The organism is Sphingomonas sediminicola (assembly GCF_049991885.1).
Lineage (GTDB): Bacteria > Pseudomonadota > Alphaproteobacteria > Sphingomonadales > Sphingomonadaceae > Sphingomicrobium > Sphingomicrobium sediminicola.
Window position 1 is genome coordinate 1,445,173 of sequence record NZ_CP178916.1, and the last position, 16,709, is coordinate 1,461,881.

The following is a 16,709-nucleotide window of genomic DNA, read 5'->3' on the forward strand; positions in this document are numbered from 1 at the left end:
CTTGTCTTCGAGGTTCACCCCAAGGTCACGTGCGCGCGAGCGCTTCCGCCGCGATCATTCGCGCCGTGAACTCCAGCCGCGTGCGCTTCAGGGCGGCGACCGAGTGGAAGACGTGGGCGGGCGGGGTCTCGTCGAAGGTCGCCGACTGCATCCCGGTGCCGGTCAGGACGAGCACGGTCCCGGCCTGGCCGAGCGACGCCGCACGGTCGATCATCCGGGTCCAGATCGAGCGATGCCCGATTCGAAGCCCGAAACGGGTGCTCAGCCGGCTCGCCGTTTCCTGATCGATCCGTCCCAGCCCGGCGAGGCCTGCGATCAGCAAAGCGCTGCGCCTTTTCCCGTCGCTATTGTCGCGGTCGATGAAGGCATTGATCCGGCGGACACCGAGATCGACGGGCGTCCCGTCGGGAGCGCCAAGCGCCAGCATCGCCCAAGCCTGGTCCGCATATTGGTCGTCCATCTGGCTGACCGCGCGGGCCCAGCGGCCAGCGTCCTTGTCGTAGCCAGCGGCCAGCATCGATGCGATGAGGTTCGGAGCGTCCGACTGGAGGTCCGCGGTCGGCTCAACCATCGCTGACGCGCGGCCGAGCATGGCGCGTGCGCCCTGAAGCTCCAGGTAATCGGACGACGCGCTCCACAGCTTCCGCATCGCGCCGAGCCGCGTGTCCTGGTCCTTGCCGATGAAGGCCTGCCGCAGCTGGAAGGCTGCGGTTCCGGGAATGTCGTCCGGGTCGGTTGAATCGTAAATCAGCGCGTTGAGGTCGGCGAGCGACTGCGACGAGAAGACGCCGAGCCCCGCAGCGATCTGCGCCGATGCGAGACGGTCCTGCGGAGCGATCATCGGCGACGCCGCCTGCCAGGCGCGGATTTGGGTCGGGGCGCCCTTGATGAGCCGGTCCGGGAAGGTCATTCCAGTCGCGGTCGCGAGACCGAACCGCCAATTGTCGATGCGATCGACCGGGCCCCAGTCGATGTCCACTGCGCGATTCGTGTTCGCCCCGGCGCCGATGACCTTCTGCGCAAGCTCGAGATCGATGCCCTGCATCCGCCCGCGCCGCCGCGCTGCGTCGATCTGCGCGTTGGCGGTCTCCGGCTCGCCCGCGAGCGCTGCGCACATGGCGTCGACAATCTGGACGATGTTGCGATCGGTCTTCTGGATGCCATCCTGAAGCGGGCAGAGCGCCGCGGGATCCGCATTGGCCAGCGCGCTCTGCACCCCGACCTGGAACATGCGCGGAGTGAATCGGTCCGTGTCCACACCGGACACAACCATCCGCGCCGCGTCCGCCTCGCCCATCTTCAGAAGGAGCCAGGCACGCTCGGCGGCCCAGTCCACGGGGTTTATATTCCGCGGTGCGAGCGCTTTTGAGAGAAGCGCGTTGCGAAGTGCGATATGCGCCCAGCGCGACGCGAGCGGAGTATCCATCCGCCGCATCAGCGAGCCCAGAAATGCGCCACTCGCTCCACGCCACGGACTGGCGCCGAGACCAAGCTCGACCGGGTCGAGACGCCCCACGAGCCGCGGGTCGCGCCGTGCAAAGGCCGGATATTCAACAGGCGGAGGAGGCGGCTCGACCTCCGTCAGCTGATCGGCATTTAGCTCGACGACTCCGGTTTCGCTTTCACCTGCGGATCCCGGCGGAGCAGCCGGGCCCGGCGCAGGCGCAGGCGCAGGAGCCGCGGCGTTTGACTGCGGAGTCGCATCCTGTGCGAGCGCTGGAAGGGCAATTGCAGCCGCGGCTGCGGCCACGAGCAGTCGGCTAGCTGGCATTGGCCGGTGCGGTCACCTCGGTCTCGATGGTCTTGGTCGGAACTTCGCCTGCCCGGCTGGAGAAGAAGAACATCAGTCCAACGACGAGAAGGACGAGGACAAGGAGGACAATCACGGCTCGCGGCATCTTAACTCGCGTTTGCTTGGGTCGGGAATGCGACCGCTTTTGCCGCCCCGCCCGCCCGCTGTATAGCCCCGAGCGTGGGAAAGCTGACAGACCGCCTTGACCGTCCGATCGTTCTCGTTGGCCTGATGGGTGCGGGAAAGTCGACTGTCGGACGCCGCCTGGCGAAGCGGCTGGGCCTTCCCTTCATCGATACCGACGCAGCGATCGCCGATGCTGCAGGCTATTCGGCCGCTGAAATTTTCGACCGCTACGGCGAAGCTGATTTCCGGGACGGAGAGCGCCGGCTCGTAGCCCGCCTAATCGACGACGAGGTCAAAGTGATTGCCACAGGCGGCGGAGTCTTCGTCGACCCGCGCACCCGCAAATTACTCAACGAGCGCGCGATCACCGTCTGGCTCGATGCGCCGGTCGATGTGCTCGCCGACCGGACGGCGCGGAGGGACACGCGCCCACTGCTCCGCAACGGCGACCCCAAGGGGACGCTGGAGCGCCTGGCGAAGGACCGGGGTCCATCTTACGCGGAGGCGCACATCCGGATCACCAGCGGCGCCGGAGCGCATCACGACGTCGTCGAATCGATCGTCAGCGCGCTCGAATCGCACCTCGACGGCGCTGCAAAGCCCTAGGCGGGGTTCTTCGCTTCGTCCGAAAGGGGCCGGTCGACTCCGAAACTGCGGTCGAACTTCGCGTGCAGGTCGCCGGTGACCGTTTGCGCATCCAGCCGTTCGAGGTCCCGCTCCCGATATTCGCGCTCGACCCGTTCCGCCTCGCGACGGGGGATGCCGAGCTTGATCAGGGACTCCCGGCCCATCGAGATCGCGCTCTCGTAAAGCTCGCGCTCGCACACTGCGAGATCCAGCCCGTCGAACTCGATGACCTGCAGCCGGTCGTAGACCCGAACCATGATCGCGGCATGCGGGAAGGACGTGAACACGGCCTCCAGCTTGTCGCGGGTCAGTTCCTTCGGGTTCTGGCAGAACAATATGCCTTCGGCGGTTTCCGCGCCGGCCGTGCGGAGCAGGTCCACGCGGGTCCCGTCTCCGTAATAGACCTTGGTCCCGAATTCCTCGCTCAGCTCGATCTGCGACGGCTTGCTGTCGATGATGGTCACCGGAATGCGCTTGGCCATCAGCATCTGCGCGACAGTCTGGCCGAACCGGCCATAGCCAACGACGATGACGTTGGTTTCAGGCGAGAACTCGGGGCCGTCCAGATCGACCGCGGGCTCGGGCAGCCGCTCCAGGATCCACTCGATCACCCTCATCAGGAACGGAGTCGAGACCATGGTGAGGGTCACGACCGCCGCGAACAGCGACGCGGCTTCCCGGGTGATCAGCTGCGCGCTTGCCGCCTGACCGAACAGGACGAAGCCGAATTCGCCCGCCTGGCTGAGCAGCAGGCCGAGCCAGATCGCCCGGCCCTTTTTCATCCCGAACAAATAGGCGAGGCCGGCGATCACGATGGCCTTTACGACGATGATTCCCAGCGCGAGGCCGAACACGAGTCCGGGCCGCGCGGCGACGGCGTTGAAGTCGATCAGCATCCCGACCGAAAGGAAGAACAGCCCAAGCAGGATCGAGCGGAACGGCTCGACATCGCTCTCCAGCTCGTGGCGATAAGGCGATTCCGCGAGCATCACGCCGGCGATGAAGGCTCCGAGCGCGGTCGATAGATGCAGCCAGTGCATCAGCGCGGCGCTCCCGATCACAGCGAACAGGCTTGCGACGACGAACAGCTCGCGCTCGCCAAGGCGGCCGACCAGTCGGAACAAGGGATTGAGGAGGAACCGCCCGGCCAGGACAAGCCCGACGATCGCGCCCACAGTATAGAGCGCCAGCATTCCGCCCGACGGCGCGGTCGGATCCACCGGCGCCCGCGACATGGCGGCGATGATCGTGATCATCGGTACGATCGACAGGTCCTGGAACAGCAGGACGGAAAAGGCGCGCTCGCCGCGCGGATGGTTGAGCTGGCCCGTATTACGCAGCATCGGAAGCACCTGCGCGGTCGACGACAGGCCGAGCGGCAGGCCGATGGCAATGCTCGCTTCGATGCTGAACCCCAGCGTGAAATGGATGAGAACGGCCAATGCCAATCCGCAGACCATCACCTGCATCAGCCCGAGGCCGAAGATGTCCTTGCGCAGTCGCCAGAGCCTGCCCGGATTGAGCTCCAGTCCGACAAGGAACAGGAGGAGCGCGATGCCGATTTCCGACACCGCCATGATCGAATCCGCTTCGCCGATCAGGCCGAGCGCGTAGGGACCGATGATCGCTCCGCCGACGATGTAGCCGAGAGTCGCACCGAGCCCGAGCTTGCGGAACACAGTGACGAAAAAGAGCGCCGCTCCGAGCATAAGCGCGCCGTCAACCAGCAGGTTACCGGTGACGACCTCGGGAACGTCATTCATCCGCGGGCGCCCGTCATTGCGGCGGCCAGTGCCCTGAACGGAAGCAGGATTGCGCCATGCCGTGAGCGACGTGACCGCGCCGGGGCAAGCGCGTCGAGCCCGGGCCAGCTGCCGGGATCTACGCGGCTGCCCGAGAGCCAGCTTTCGAGGTCGGTCAGCGCCTCGACAACCTCTTCAGAAGATCTTCCCGCAGCGTTCGCAGCGAGGATCGATGCGGAAGCCTGCCCGAAAGCGCAGGCATGAACTTCCTGCGAGACTTCCGCGATACGACCCTGCTCATCGAGCTGGACCTGCAACCGAAGCGTGCTCCCGCAGGTCGGCGAACGTTGTTCAGATGTCCCGTCCACCCGATCGAGCTGGCGCGGAGTAGGCAGCGATGCCGCCAGCCGCAGGATGTCGGTCGTGTAGAGCGGAGCGTTCATTCCCTGCGCCAAGTAGTGCCGGAGGCCGAATCCTCCAACAGGATGCCGTCGGCCTTCAGCTCATCGCGGATGCGGTCCGCCGTCGCGAAGTCGCGGTTTTTCTTGGCTGCTGCCCGCTCGGCAATGCGGGATTCGATCTCGCCAGCGTCGCCTCCGCCCTGAAACCATTCGTCCGCTCTGGCCTGCAGCAATCCGAGCAGGGCAGCGCTGGCCTTGAGTACCGCAGGATCTTCGATCGCCGACAGCCTCGACAATGCGAGCGGCGTGTTGAGGTCGTCAGAAAGCGCATCGACCACACCGGCATCGACGTCGCCCGCCTCAGCATCGCCGACCGAACGATAGAGCCGATCCAGCGTCGCCTTGGCCTGCGCGACCAGATCGTCCGTCCAGGCCAGCGGCTGGCGATAGTGCGCCGACAGCAAGGCCAGCCGAAGCGTCTCGCCGCGATGGCCCTGCTCCAGCAGCTCCGCAGGCGTGATGATGTTGCCAAGCGACTTGGACATCTTCTCCGAGCCCATGTCGACGAAGCCATTGTGCACCCAATATCGCGCGAGGGGCTTGCCTTCATGCGCGCAGCGGCTCTGCGCGATCTCGTTCTCGTGGTGCGGGAAGATGAGGTCGAGCCCGCCGCCATGGATGTCGATCGTCTCGCCGAGATGCCGCTCGATCATCGCGGAGCATTCGACGTGCCAGCCCGGGCGGCCCCTGCCCCACAGCGAATCCCAGCCGATCACGCCCTCCCCGCTCGGCTTCCACATGACGAAGTCGGCCGGGTCGCGCTTGTAGGGCGCGACCTCGACTCGGGCTCCGGCGATCATCGCCTCGCGGTCGCGCTTGCTCAGCGCGCCGTAATCGGGATCGCTCGGGACGGAAAAGAGCACGTGCCCCTCCGCCTCATAGGCATTACCCGTCTCGATAAGCCGCTCGATCATCGCGACCATCGCCGGAATTTCCTGCGTCGCATGCGGCGCAATGTCGGGCGGGTTCACGCCAAGCGCGCCCATGTCGGCGAGGTAGAAATCCTCGTACCGTTTCGTGATCACCGAAGGGTCGACGCCCTGCTTCTCCGCCGACGCAATTATCTTGTCGTCGACGTCGGTGACGTTGCGGGCATAGACCAGGCTGTCCGCGCCATATTCGTGCCGGATCAGGCGCGCCAGCGTATCGAACACGACCGCCGGACGGGCGTTGCCGATGTGTGCGCGCCCGTAAACCGTTGGTCCGCAGACATACATGGTGATCCGCTCCGGGTCGGCGGGCTCGAACGCCCGTTTCTCGCGGCTCATCGTGTCATGAAGGCGGATCACTCTTTATTGTCCTCGATGCTTTTCGCGGAGCCCTTCCGCCGCGTTTCGACCCAGTCGACCACGGCGCGGCCACTGGCGTTCAGTAAAGGATAGGTGCGTGAGTTGCGCATCCATTCCGGCCTCGGCTCGTCCGGCCCGTAGATGAGGTCAGTCGCGAGGTTGGCGACCAGGAAGAAGAGGGTCGCGGCGAGCAGTCCCTTCAGCATCCCGAAGCCGCCGCCGAGCACCCGGTCGAACGGCCCGAGGACCGACGTTCGGCTTTTCTTCCCAAGCGACCGCGCGAGCAGCTTCATGAACAGGAAGCTCGGCAGGAACAGGATCACGAAGGCAAGCACCGCCCCGCCGGTCGGCGTGCCGACAGGACCGACCAGCGCTTCCGACACCGGTGTGTGGAACATGCGGAGCATGACGATCGCTACCACCCAAGCGAGCAGCGACAGCATTTCGTGCACCAGCCCGCGGACGAAGCCGATCATGGCTCCCCCACCCAGCAGGACGATGACGAAAATGTCGAGCGCGCTCATTCCAGAGCGCCGCTAGCGAAGTCTTTCAGGCAATGCGAGCCGTCGATCCCTCAGGGCGTAATCCTCTTCGTCGGTCAGCGACCCAGAATCTGGTCCACCAACGCTCGAACGTTTCCGAAGTGCGCGGTCGCGATGCCGTCTGCGCCCTTTACTCCGGACGGGACAAGCGCCTTCTCGAAACCGAGCTTTGCAGCTTCCTTGAGGCGGAGGCCGGAATGCGCGACCTGGCGGATCTCGCCAGAAAGGGCGATCTCGCCGAAGATGATGCATTCGTTGGGGATCGGGCGTTCGGACAGCGCCGAAATGAGCGCTGCGGCGACGGCAAGGTCGGCGGCCGGATCGGTCAGGCGGTAACCGCCCGCTACGTTGAGATAAACTTCCGCAGTAGCGAAACTGAGACCGCAGCGCGCTTCGAGCACGGCGAGGATCATCGCCAGCCTGCCGCTGTCCCAGCCGACCGCAGCGCGGCGCGGTGTGGCACCGCTGGCGAGGCGGACAGTCAGGGCCTGGATTTCGACCAGCACTGGGCGGCTGCCCTCGAGAGCAGGAAAGATACTTGTGCCGCTGACCGGCTCGCCGCGTTGGGTGAGGAACAGGACCGACGGGTTCGGGACTTCGGTCAGCCCTTCCCGCTCCATCGCGAACACGCCGATCTCGTCGGTACCCCCGAAGCGGTTCTTCATCGCGCGGAGAATGCGATACTGATGACTGCGCTCGCCCTCGAAGCTGAGCACCGTGTCGACCATATGCTCGAGCACGCGCGGGCCGGCGATGGTTCCGTCCTTGGTGACGTGGCCGACGAGCACGACGGCCGTGCCATGCTCCTTCGCGAAACGGACAAGCTCCTGGGCGGAGGCGCGGACCTGGCTGACCGTGCCGGGCGCGCCCTCGATCAGGTCCGAGTGCATCGTCTGGATGGAATCGATGACCAGCAGATCGGCACCGCCATTGTCGCCCAGGGTCGTGAGGATGTCGCGCACCGAAGTCGCCGCCGCGAGCCGGACCGGCGCCTTACCGAGGCCGAGCCGCACGGCGCGCAAGCGAACCTGCTCAGCTGACTCCTCGCCCGAGACATAGATGACGTTCCGGCCCTTCGACGCGAGATCGGCGCAAACCTGCAAAAGCAACGTCGACTTGCCGATGCCCGGATCGCCACCGACCAGCATCGCCGAGCCGGGAACGATTCCGCCACCGATCGCACGGTCGAACTCGGCGATACCCGTCGAGATCCTCTCCGGCAGCGCGACCGGATGATCGAGGCCGACCAGCTGAATCTGCCGCCCGCCGCCCTGGAGGTTGTGCTTGGCGGCAAAGATGCTGGAGACCTCGGCAGCCTCCTGCACCAACGTATTCCACTCCGCGCAGTCCGCGCACTGGCCTTGCCAGCGGGCCGTCACCGACCCGCAGGCCTGGCAGACGTAACGGGTCTTCGGCTTGGCCATCCTGCTCCTATCCTACTGGAACGAAGCAGGAACACAAGGCGTCAAAATACCGCCTCGGCCTTGCTGCCCATCATCTGCTGACGGACCAGCGGAATCGGCGGACCGCCGAAGCTGAGGAATTGGTCGTGAAACTGCTTCCACGCCTTTTGCCCGCCACGGCTGGCGGCCCAATCGTCGCGCAGCTTGCGGATCATCAGCTTGCCCATCGTGTAGTTGAGATAGGCCGGGTCGTAGGTCCCGCGCGCCGCCTGCTGCTTCGCATTGCCCTCGTCCTGATAGCATTGATTGCGGAACAGGTCGTAGCTCTGCTGCTGGGTCATCGAGCCGGTGTGCATGCCGATCGATGACAGGAAGCGGCAGTCGCGCAGCAGCGCGTTGGACAGCTGGCCGATCAGCACTTCGTCCTTGCCGTCGCCGAGACCCGACACGCGCATCATTTCCTCGGTGTAGTGCGCCCAGCCTTCCGCGAAGGCGTAACCGACGAACACCCGGCCGAACATGTTCTTCGAACGGTTGGCGTGGAGGAAGTTGAGGAAGTGACCCGGCCACACCTCGTGGACCGAAGTGAACAGAAGGTCCGACTTTCCAGGGATGTAGGCATCCTGCATCGCCTTGGTCCAGGTCGGATCGGGCGGCGCGATGTAATAGACCGACGGCAGGTTCTTTTCGTACGGCCCGGGAATGTTGATGTAGGCCGCGTTCTGCCGGTTGTAGGCTGGCGCTTCCTCGACCTTGGCTTCTTCCGGCCCGGGAATGGTCACGATGTCGTGGTCAACGATGAACTGCTTCAGCATCGGGAGTTGGCGCCGGGCCTCGGCGACCGGCCCGCCTACCGGCTTGTCGGAATTCATTTTGGCCATGCAGCCTTCGATGGTCGCCCCGGCCGCGTAGCGAGCGCAGGCTTCCTTCAGCAGCTTCTGGTTGGACTCGAGGTCCGCTCGGCCGATCCTCTCGAGCTCCGCGACCGGGGTCGTCACCATCTCCGTGTCGGCGAGCATGCGCTGGTACTTTTCCTTGCCCAGCGCGAAGTTCGGTTTGGCGGAGGCGCGCTGGCTTTCGACCCACGCTACGGTGTCTTTCATCGCTTTGACGGCATTGTCGGACGCGGTCTTCAGCGCCTTCTGGTCTTCGTCTGTGCCGACACCTTTCCAGGCTGCCGTTCCGTCGCCCGGATAATATTCGACGAAGCCGCCGAACGCCTTGGCCGCATAGTCGACGAAACTGGTCGCCATCGGCGTCTTGATGTTCGCGCGCATCTGCTCGGTCGCGCGAGGGACGTTCTGGAGGAACTTGATGTACGCCTTCAGCCGCTGTTCCTTCGGCGCATAGGGCACGGTGATGTAGACCGACGGGTCGATGTAATTGAGGTAGGCGGCCGGATTGTTGTGTAGCTGGTCGGCGCCGGCCGGATCGATCCAGAACAGCTGGCCCTTGGCCACCGCGACTAGGTAGTCGCGCTCGTACTGCTGCTCCTTGGTCAGCTTGTCGTTGGAGAAGCCTTCCGCGTCGGCGATCACCTTCTTCAGGCGGGCGACTTCGCCATCGATTGCGGCCTGCGACAGGTCCGCGATCTGACCGTCAAATTCGTGCCGGCCCTGCATTACCGCGAAACCGGGGTTGGCCTTGAACGCCGCCTCGATGAAGCCGTTGACGAAGGCCGGCCAGTCGCCGGACGGCGTTTCGGCCAACGTTCCGGTCTGATTGGAAGTCTCCTGCACCCGGCAGCCGCCGAGTGCCACGGCCGCAACAGCAGCCGACGCGATCAGGAATTTGCGCATTACACCTCTCTCCTTGGCGCGGCCCGCGTAGAGCCCGCCACCAGGGACGGCAAGCGCATGGGCAGATTGCGGCGTCGCACATCCGTCACTAGGGGCAGCCTCGTGATCCCTGCTCCGCTGCGTATCCCCGCATACCGTGCATTCTGGCTTTCGCGCCTGGCGACGACGATCGCGCAGATGGCGATGGTCATCGTGATCGGCTGGCAGGTCTACGATATCGCCCGCGAGACGATGGACATCCGCGAAGCGGCGTTCCAGCTGGGGTTAGTCGGGCTCGTCCAATTCGTGCCCTTGTTCGTTCTCACGCCCATCAGCGGATGGGCGGCCGACCGGCTCGATCGCCGCTACATCGCCCGGGCGGTCATCTCGCTGGAATGCCTGTGCGCGCTCATCCTGTTCAGCGCGACCTGGGGCGGGTTCATCAGCATCCCGATCCTGTTCGGGGTAGCCGCTTTGCTTGGCGTCGCGAGGGCGTTTGCGGGTCCTGCGCTCGGAGCACTGGCGCCCAATCTCGTCCCGAAAGCGATCCTCCCTCAAGCCATCGCCCTGAGCTCGGCCGCCTGGCAGACCGGTGCGATCGCTGGCCCGGCGATCGGCGGCATCCTCTACGATGTCACGCCCCATTTTCCTTACGCGTTCAGCGCAATCCTGTTTGCTTTCTCGACGGTCTGCCTGTTCACGATAGGACCGATCCAGCGCTCGGCGCTGAAGCCCGGAAGCCCGCTCAAGCAGATGGCCGACGGTCTAGCCTACGTCCGCCGCAATCGGCTGGTGCTCGGAGCGATCACGCTAGACCTGTTCGCGGTGCTTCTCGGCGGGGTAACGGCAATGTTGCCCGTCTATGCCCGCGACATCCTCCAGGTCGGCGCCGATGGGCTCGGGCCGCTCCGTGCGGCTCCGGCGGCGGGTGCGACGCTCACGGCAATCTTCTTCTCGATCCGCCCGCTCAGGACCGATGTCGGCGTAAAGATGCTGTCGGCGGTCGTCGTGTTCGGCGCGGCGACGGCGATCTTCGGTTTTTCGACCTTCTATCCGCTGTCGCTAGCGATGCTAGCGCTGCTCGGGGCGGCCGACATGTTCTCCGTCTATATCCGCCAGTCGCTCATCCAGCTCCACACGCCCGACGAAATGCGCGGGCGCGTTGCCGCCGTGTCCACGCTTGCGATTTCGGCTTCCAACGAACTTGGCGAGACCCGGAGCGGATTCACCGCCGCTTTGCTCGGACCGGTCGCTGCGACTGTCGCCGGCGGCGCTGCAGCCATCGTCGTCACCCTGATCTGGGCCGGCCTGTTCCCTGAGCTTCGGCGCGCCCGCACTTTCGAGCTTCCCGACGAACCTCCGCCCGAAGAAGCAACCGTCATTGCGGGCGGGGCCTGACTTGTAAGTAAAGAGCGTAAACCCGAACTAGCCGCCTCGAACCAGAAGGAGAGCCTCGGCATGAAGGCGAACAGCATCCTCGAGACCATCGGAAACACGCCGCACATCCGGATCAATCGCCTGTTCGGCGACAAGGCCGAGGTCTGGATCAAGTCCGAGCGTTCCAACCCCGGCGCATCGATCAAGGATCGTATCGCGCTTTCGATGGTCGAAGACGCCGAGCGCAGCGGCAAGCTGAAGCCGGGCGGGACGATCGTCGAGCCGACCTCTGGAAACACCGGCATCGGCCTCGCGATGGTTGCTGCAGTGAAAGGCTACAAGCTCATCCTCGTCATGCCCGACAGCATGAGCATCGAGCGCCGCCGCCTGATGCTGGCCTATGGCGCGAGCTTCGACCTGACCCCGCGCGAGAAGGGCATGAAGGGCTCGATCGCGCGCGCCCAGGAAATCATCGAGGCGATGCCCAATTCGTGGATGCCTCAGCAGTTCGAGAATCCGGCGAACCTCGAAGTCCACCGCCGCACGACCGCGCAGGAAATCCTCGCCGATTTCCGCGACAATCCGCCTAATGCCCTGATCACCGGCGTCGGCACCGGCGGGCACATCACTGGCTGCGCCGAGGTGCTGAAGAAGGAATGGCCCGGCCTGAAGGTCTTCGCGGTCGAGCCGACGCTTTCGCCCGTCCTTTCGGGCGGCGAACCGGGCCCGCACCCGATCCAGGGAATCGGTGCAGGATTCATTCCGGCGATCATGGATACGAGTTTGCTTGACGGAGTAATTAAGGTCGATCCGGCGGACGCGAAGGAAATGGCGCGCCGCGCCGCTCGCGAAGAAGGCATATTGGTCGGCATCTCGTCGGGTGCGACGCTGGCCGCCATCAAGCAGAAGTTACCGGAATTGGGCGATAATTCGCGCGTCCTCGGCTTCAATTACGACACCGGCGAGCGCTATTTATCGGTGCCGGACTTCCTTCCTGAGGAAAGTTAGTAAAGGGCCCTTAACCTTGTTCCTTAGCCGGGGTGTTAACGCCCTCCGGCTTAAAAACCTTCGTTAGCGGGGCAAACCCGCGATGAAGGTCCTGGAATGCGCAGAGCTCGGTTCGCGAGAGCGGTCGAAAATGTCGGAGGAGAAGCCCAGACGGTCTCCATAAGGGAGGCGCTCTGGTTTGGCGTGCGCGCGCCCGAAACCAGCGACGAAGCTTCGCTGTCCGACTGGCGCGTTGGCGGTCTCGATCATGTCGCCCTTCTGCTCGGCGTCACGCACCTACTCATCGTCGGCGCATGCACGGCGCTCTTCCAGACGCGTGTTTTCGGCATTTCCTCGGACAACCCCCTGATTCCGGCAGCGCTCGTCATCCTTTGCGACATCGTTGCGGCCGCGCTGCTGATGAACCGGAAGCGGCTCAACCTTTCATCGCATACGGTCGTTCGCGGCCTTTGCGTCTATCTCGCCATCGTCGGGGTGCTCTGGACCTGGTTCGGAATCTCGGTTCAGGACGATCAGTTTATCTATCCGATCGCCGCCGCACCGATAGCAATGAGCGCCGGCATCGCCATGGGCGCGGTCGTTTCCATCCAGTCCCCGCCACTGATCATCACCAACATGCTCACGTCGGCGTTCGCAGCCATCATGCTCTCGCAAGGCCCGCTAGTGCCGGTCGCGGTGGAGATCCTGTCGCTGGCGCTGGTTGCCTACAGCATTGCCGGTTCGCGCAGCTTCATGCGGGCCGGCCGCCGGAGGCTCAACCTCGATGCCGAAGCCCGCAAGGCGCTCAACTTCGTCGAGGAATTCGAAAACAGCGGCCGCGGCTGGTTCTGGGAAACCAACGCCGAAGGCACGCTCTCCTATGTCTCGCAGCAGCTTGCGGACGACTTCCGCTGCGAAGCGCCGGAGCTCCTGGGCCGGCAATTTTCCGACCTGCTGTCGGCGGAGACCAGCCACGGCAAGACGCTCGGTTTCCACCTCTCGGCGCGATTCCCATTCTCCGACGTGGTGGTGACGGCGGCCAGCGACGAGGACATTCACTGGTCGCTGTCCGGCAATCCGATCTTCGACGAGCGCGGCCGCTTCCTCGGCTTTCGAGGCATCGGCACCGACCTCACCGAGCAGCGCCGGTCCGAGCAGGAAATCACGAGGCTTGCTCGCTTCGATTCCCTGACCGGCCTGCCAAACCGAGCGATGATGCGGCAGACGCTCGACGAGGCGCTTCGCAACGCGTCGAGCCGGCAAAAAGGCTGCGCGCTGTTCCTGATCGATCTCGATCGATTCAAGAACGTCAACGACACGCTCGGCCACCCGGTCGGCGACGCACTGCTCCGGCAGGTCGCGGACCGGCTGAAACTGGCGATGGGTGATCACGGGCAGGTTGGGCGCCTCGGCGGGGACGAGTTCAAGGCCGTGCTCCCGGGCCAGGTCGACATCGGACTTCTGGAATCCCTCGCTCGGACCATGATCGAGCAGGTTTCGCGGCCTTACAGCATCGAAGGACACCGGGTCGTCATCGGCGCATCGGTCGGCATCGCCATCGGCGATCCTGGACGCTGCACAGCCGACAGCCTGGTCCGCGACGCCGATCTCGCGCTCTACGCGGCGAAGGATGCTGGCAGGGGCAAGCACTGCTTCTACGAGCAGGCCATGCACACGGAGGCATCGGACCGCCAGGTGCTCGAGAACGACCTTCGGCAGGCGATCGACAAAGGCGAGCTTTGGGTCGCCTATCAGCCGATCGTGCGCACCGCCGGCGAAGAGATCTCCGGCTTCGAGGCGCTGGTGCGATGGGATCACCCGGTTCGGGGCCGGATCTCGCCCGACAAGTTCATTCCGCTGGCCGAGGAATGCGGCCTCATCCCGCGTATCGGGACCTGGGTGCTCGAGACCGCGCTCGAGGAGGCGGCCCGCTGGCCCGACCAGGTGCGCATCGCGGTCAACCTATCCCCGATCCAGTTCAACGATCCGGGAATCGTAGAGATCGTGTCCAACGCGCTGACCCGCACCGGCGTCCGGGCGAACAGGCTGGAGTTGGAGATCACCGAGGGCGTGTTCCTCGCGGAAGGCGAGTCCACCGACGACACGTTTGGCAAGCTGAAGGATCTTGGCGTGCGCCTGGCGCTGGACGACTTCGGCACCGGTTACAGCTCGCTCGGCTATTTGAAGAAAGCGCCGTTCGACAAGATCAAGATCGACCAGAGTTTCGTCCGCGGCGCGGCGTCGAAAACGAGCAGAAACAGCGCCATCATCCGCGCAATCGTCACGCTCGCCGACAGCCTGCAGATGGAGACCTGCGCAGAGGGCGTCGAAACCCATGACGACCTGCACCTGATACGAGATCTCGGTTGCAGCCACATCCAGGGCTACATCTTCGGCAAGCCCATGGAAGGGGAGTCGGCGCGCGCGCTGGCCTCAAAGACTACGGTAGTTCCCGACGGCTATCAGTCCCTGCGCGAGCCCCGCCAGCGGCTAATGCGCCGGGCGATGGCGTCGATCGACGGAGAAGTCTGCGAGGTCAGGCTCCGCAACATCTCGGCGATGGGCGCGCTGGTCGAATGCAGCCGCGCGGTCGCTCCGGGCACACGCGTTGCGATGGACATCGTCGGCGCAGGCCCGATCGAGGGCACGGTCCGCTGGGCTCAGTCCGGCAAGTTCGGCGTGCAGTTCAACGACGTCTTCGTGATGTCGAGGCTCGCTCCGAAGAAGGAAAAGCTCAACGACGTCCAGATGCTCCAGCCTTGGTACGTCGGTCAGAAAGCAGCGTCCTAGAAGGCCTCTTCCGGAAGCTTCATGATTGCCTCGGCGCCAGCCTCGACCTGACGGCGGAGCGCAGACGCTAGCGGAAGCTCACGCTCGGCATAGAAGCGCGCCGTAATCAGCTTGGCCTCATGGAAGTCGCGATCGCCCGAGCCGTTGGCGGCGAGCGGGCCAGAGACCTGCACCATCTTCAGCCACATCCAGCCAAGCACGACGAGGCCCATCAACTCCATGTACGGATAGGCGCCCGCCCCCGCATTGTCGGGATCGGTCATTCCGTTCTGGGCGAGCCACATCGTCGCACGCTGAAGCTCTCCGACTGCCGGCTCGAGCGCGGCTGCCATACCAGCCGGGTCGCCGGCTGCCTTCGCGACGGCGATGTCCTCCGCCAAGGCTGCAAAAAAGGCGCGCACAGCACGGCCGCCGTCCTTGGCCAGCTTGCGTCCGACGAGGTCCATCGCCTGGATCCCGTTGGTGCCCTCGTAGATCTGCGCGATCCGGGCATCCCGGACGAACTGCTCCATGCCGTGCTCACGGATGTAGCCGTGGCCGCCGAACACCTGCTGCGCGAGCACTGCAGCCTCGAAGCCCTTGTCGGTGAGATAGCCCTTGATGACCGGAGTGATGAGCGAGACGAGGTCGTCGGCCGCCTGCCGCTCTTCCTCGGTCGGCGCCTTGCGCGACAGATCGACCTGCAACGCTCCCCACAGGATCAGCGCACGCGCTGCCTGGTTGAACGTCCGCATCTCCATCAGCATCCGGCGGACGTCGGGATGGACGAACAGAGGATCGGCCTTGGCGCTCTGATCCTGCGCGTCCTTGTGGAGCGCCCTGCCCTGCCGGCGCTCGCGGGCGTAGGCGACCGCATTCTGGTAGGCGACCTCGCCCTGCGCCAGCCCCTGCAAGCCGACGCCAAGGCGCGCGGCGTTCATCATGATGAACATGGCGGCAAGGCCCTTCTCGGCCTCACCGACCAGCCAGCCTTTCGCCCCATCGTAGTTCATGACGCAGGTAGAGTTGCCGTGGATGCCCATCTTCTTTTCGATGGAACCGCAGGAGACGCCGTTGCGCTCGCCAAGGCTGCCGTCCTCGTTGACGAGGAACTTGGGCACCAGGAACAGCGAGATGCCTTTAACATTGTCCGGTGCGCCGGCGATCTTGGCGATCACCATGTGGATGATGTTCTCGCTGAGGTCGTGCTCGCCCGACGAGATGAAGATTTTGGTGCCGGTCAACGAATAGCTGCCGTCCGGGTTGGGGTCGGCGCGCGTCTTGAGCAGGCCGAGGTCGGTGCCGCAGTGCGGCTCCGTCAGGTTCATGGTCCCGGTCCAGCGGCCATTGACCATGTTCGGAAGATATTTCGCCTTCTGCTCGTCGGTACCCTTCACCAGCAGCGCTGCAATCGCGCCCTGCGTCAGGCCGTTGTACATTTCGAAGCTGTGGTTGGCCGAGCAGAGAAACTCGGAAATCGCCGTCGAGACGACGTGGGGCATGCCCTGCCCGCCGAACTCCTCGGGAGCCGACAAAGTCGTCCAGCCGTTGGCGACGAACTGATCCCAGGCATCCTTGAAACCGGGAGGAGTCGTCACCGACCCGTCGTCGTTGCGCTTGCAGCCTTCTTCGTCGCCGACGCGGTTCAGCGGCTGGAGCACTTCCTCGCAGAACCTGCCGCCCTCTTCGAGGATCGCCTGGACGATATCCGGCGACGCGTTGGCGAAGCCCGGAAGGTTCGAAAAGCGCCCGATCTCCAGCACGTCCTCGAGGATGAAGCGCGTTTCGCGCACCGGAGCTGTGTAGGTCGGCATGT

General features: G+C 64.8%; 13 protein-coding genes. 4 read left to right on the forward strand and 9 right to left on the reverse strand.

The features are described from left to right. Positions 1-25: 25 nt before the first annotated feature. Together ACMC5O_RS07500 and ACMC5O_RS07505 are read right to left on the reverse strand one after the other, a co-directional pair. Positions 26-1,771, reverse strand: a complete 1,746-nt coding sequence (locus ACMC5O_RS07500; protein WP_426692625.1) for a hypothetical protein — start codon at positions 1,769-1,771, stop codon at positions 26-28. Beyond that, complete coding sequence (locus ACMC5O_RS07505; protein WP_187709291.1) at positions 1,761-1,898, reverse strand: hypothetical protein; 138 nt, start codon at positions 1,896-1,898, stop codon at positions 1,761-1,763. The genes ACMC5O_RS07500 and ACMC5O_RS07505 overlap by 11 nt, the downstream gene beginning before the upstream one ends. A 74-nt stretch (positions 1,899-1,972) precedes the next feature. On the opposite strand from ACMC5O_RS07505, the gene ACMC5O_RS07510 reads away from it, so the two are divergent. Next, positions 1,973-2,524 carry a shikimate kinase gene (locus tag ACMC5O_RS07510; RefSeq protein WP_187710023.1) on the forward strand — a complete coding sequence of 184 codons (552 nt, stop codon included), beginning with the start codon at positions 1,973-1,975 and terminating at the stop codon, positions 2,522-2,524. Here ACMC5O_RS07510 and ACMC5O_RS07515 read toward each other — a convergent pair. From ACMC5O_RS07515 to ACMC5O_RS07540, 6 genes are all read right to left on the reverse strand, one after another. Then, entirely contained in the window at positions 2,521-4,308 is a 1,788-nt protein-coding gene (locus ACMC5O_RS07515; protein WP_187709290.1) for a cation:proton antiporter, read from the reverse strand. The two genes, ACMC5O_RS07510 and ACMC5O_RS07515, sit on opposite strands and share 4 nt — an antisense overlap. Next, positions 4,305-4,730 (reverse strand): iron-sulfur cluster assembly scaffold protein, encoded by a 426-nt coding sequence (locus ACMC5O_RS07520; RefSeq protein ID WP_187709289.1) that lies wholly within the window; start codon positions 4,728-4,730, stop codon positions 4,305-4,307. The genes ACMC5O_RS07515 and ACMC5O_RS07520 overlap by 4 nt, the downstream gene beginning before the upstream one ends. Beyond that, entirely contained in the window at positions 4,727-6,037 is a 1,311-nt protein-coding gene (cysS, locus tag ACMC5O_RS07525) for a cysteine--tRNA ligase (RefSeq protein WP_246444411.1), read from the reverse strand. Before cysS ends, ACMC5O_RS07520 begins: the two co-directional genes overlap by 4 nt. Beyond that, positions 6,034-6,561, reverse strand: a complete 528-nt coding sequence (locus ACMC5O_RS07530; RefSeq protein ID WP_187709288.1) for a CvpA family protein — start codon at positions 6,559-6,561, stop codon at positions 6,034-6,036. Before ACMC5O_RS07530 ends, cysS begins: the two co-directional genes overlap by 4 nt. A gap of 74 nt (positions 6,562-6,635) precedes the next feature. Continuing rightward, a complete protein-coding gene (gene radA / locus ACMC5O_RS07535; protein WP_187709287.1) occupies positions 6,636-8,003 on the reverse strand; it encodes a DNA repair protein RadA in 1,368 nt (455 codons plus the stop codon). 41 nt (positions 8,004-8,044) lie between these two features. Beyond that, on the reverse strand, positions 8,045-9,781 hold the full coding sequence (locus tag ACMC5O_RS07540; protein WP_187709286.1) for a DUF885 domain-containing protein: 1,737 nt from the start codon (positions 9,779-9,781) through the stop codon (positions 8,045-8,047). A 102-nt stretch (positions 9,782-9,883) separates the two neighbouring features. On the opposite strand from ACMC5O_RS07540, the gene ACMC5O_RS07545 reads away from it, so the two are divergent. The 3 genes from ACMC5O_RS07545 (at position 9,884) to ACMC5O_RS07555 (ending at position 14,914) form a co-directional block, all read left to right on the forward strand. Beyond that, complete coding sequence (locus tag ACMC5O_RS07545; protein WP_246444409.1) at positions 9,884-11,158, forward strand: MFS transporter; 1,275 nt, start codon at positions 9,884-9,886, stop codon at positions 11,156-11,158. A 60-nt stretch (positions 11,159-11,218) separates the two neighbouring features. Next, positions 11,219-12,145, forward strand: a complete 927-nt coding sequence (gene cysK, locus ACMC5O_RS07550) for a cysteine synthase A (protein ID WP_187709284.1) — start codon at positions 11,219-11,221, stop codon at positions 12,143-12,145. A 96-nt stretch (positions 12,146-12,241) separates the two neighbouring features. Further along, positions 12,242-14,914: an EAL domain-containing protein gene (locus ACMC5O_RS07555; RefSeq protein ID WP_426692626.1), complete on the forward strand. Its 2,673-nt coding sequence runs from the start codon at positions 12,242-12,244 to the stop codon at positions 14,912-14,914. Here the strand turns inward: ACMC5O_RS07555 and ACMC5O_RS07560 are convergent. Further along, entirely contained in the window at positions 14,911-16,707 is a 1,797-nt protein-coding gene (locus ACMC5O_RS07560) for an acyl-CoA dehydrogenase C-terminal domain-containing protein (protein WP_187709282.1), read from the reverse strand. The genes ACMC5O_RS07555 and ACMC5O_RS07560 overlap by 4 nt on opposite strands. Positions 16,708-16,709: the final 2 nt, after the last annotated feature.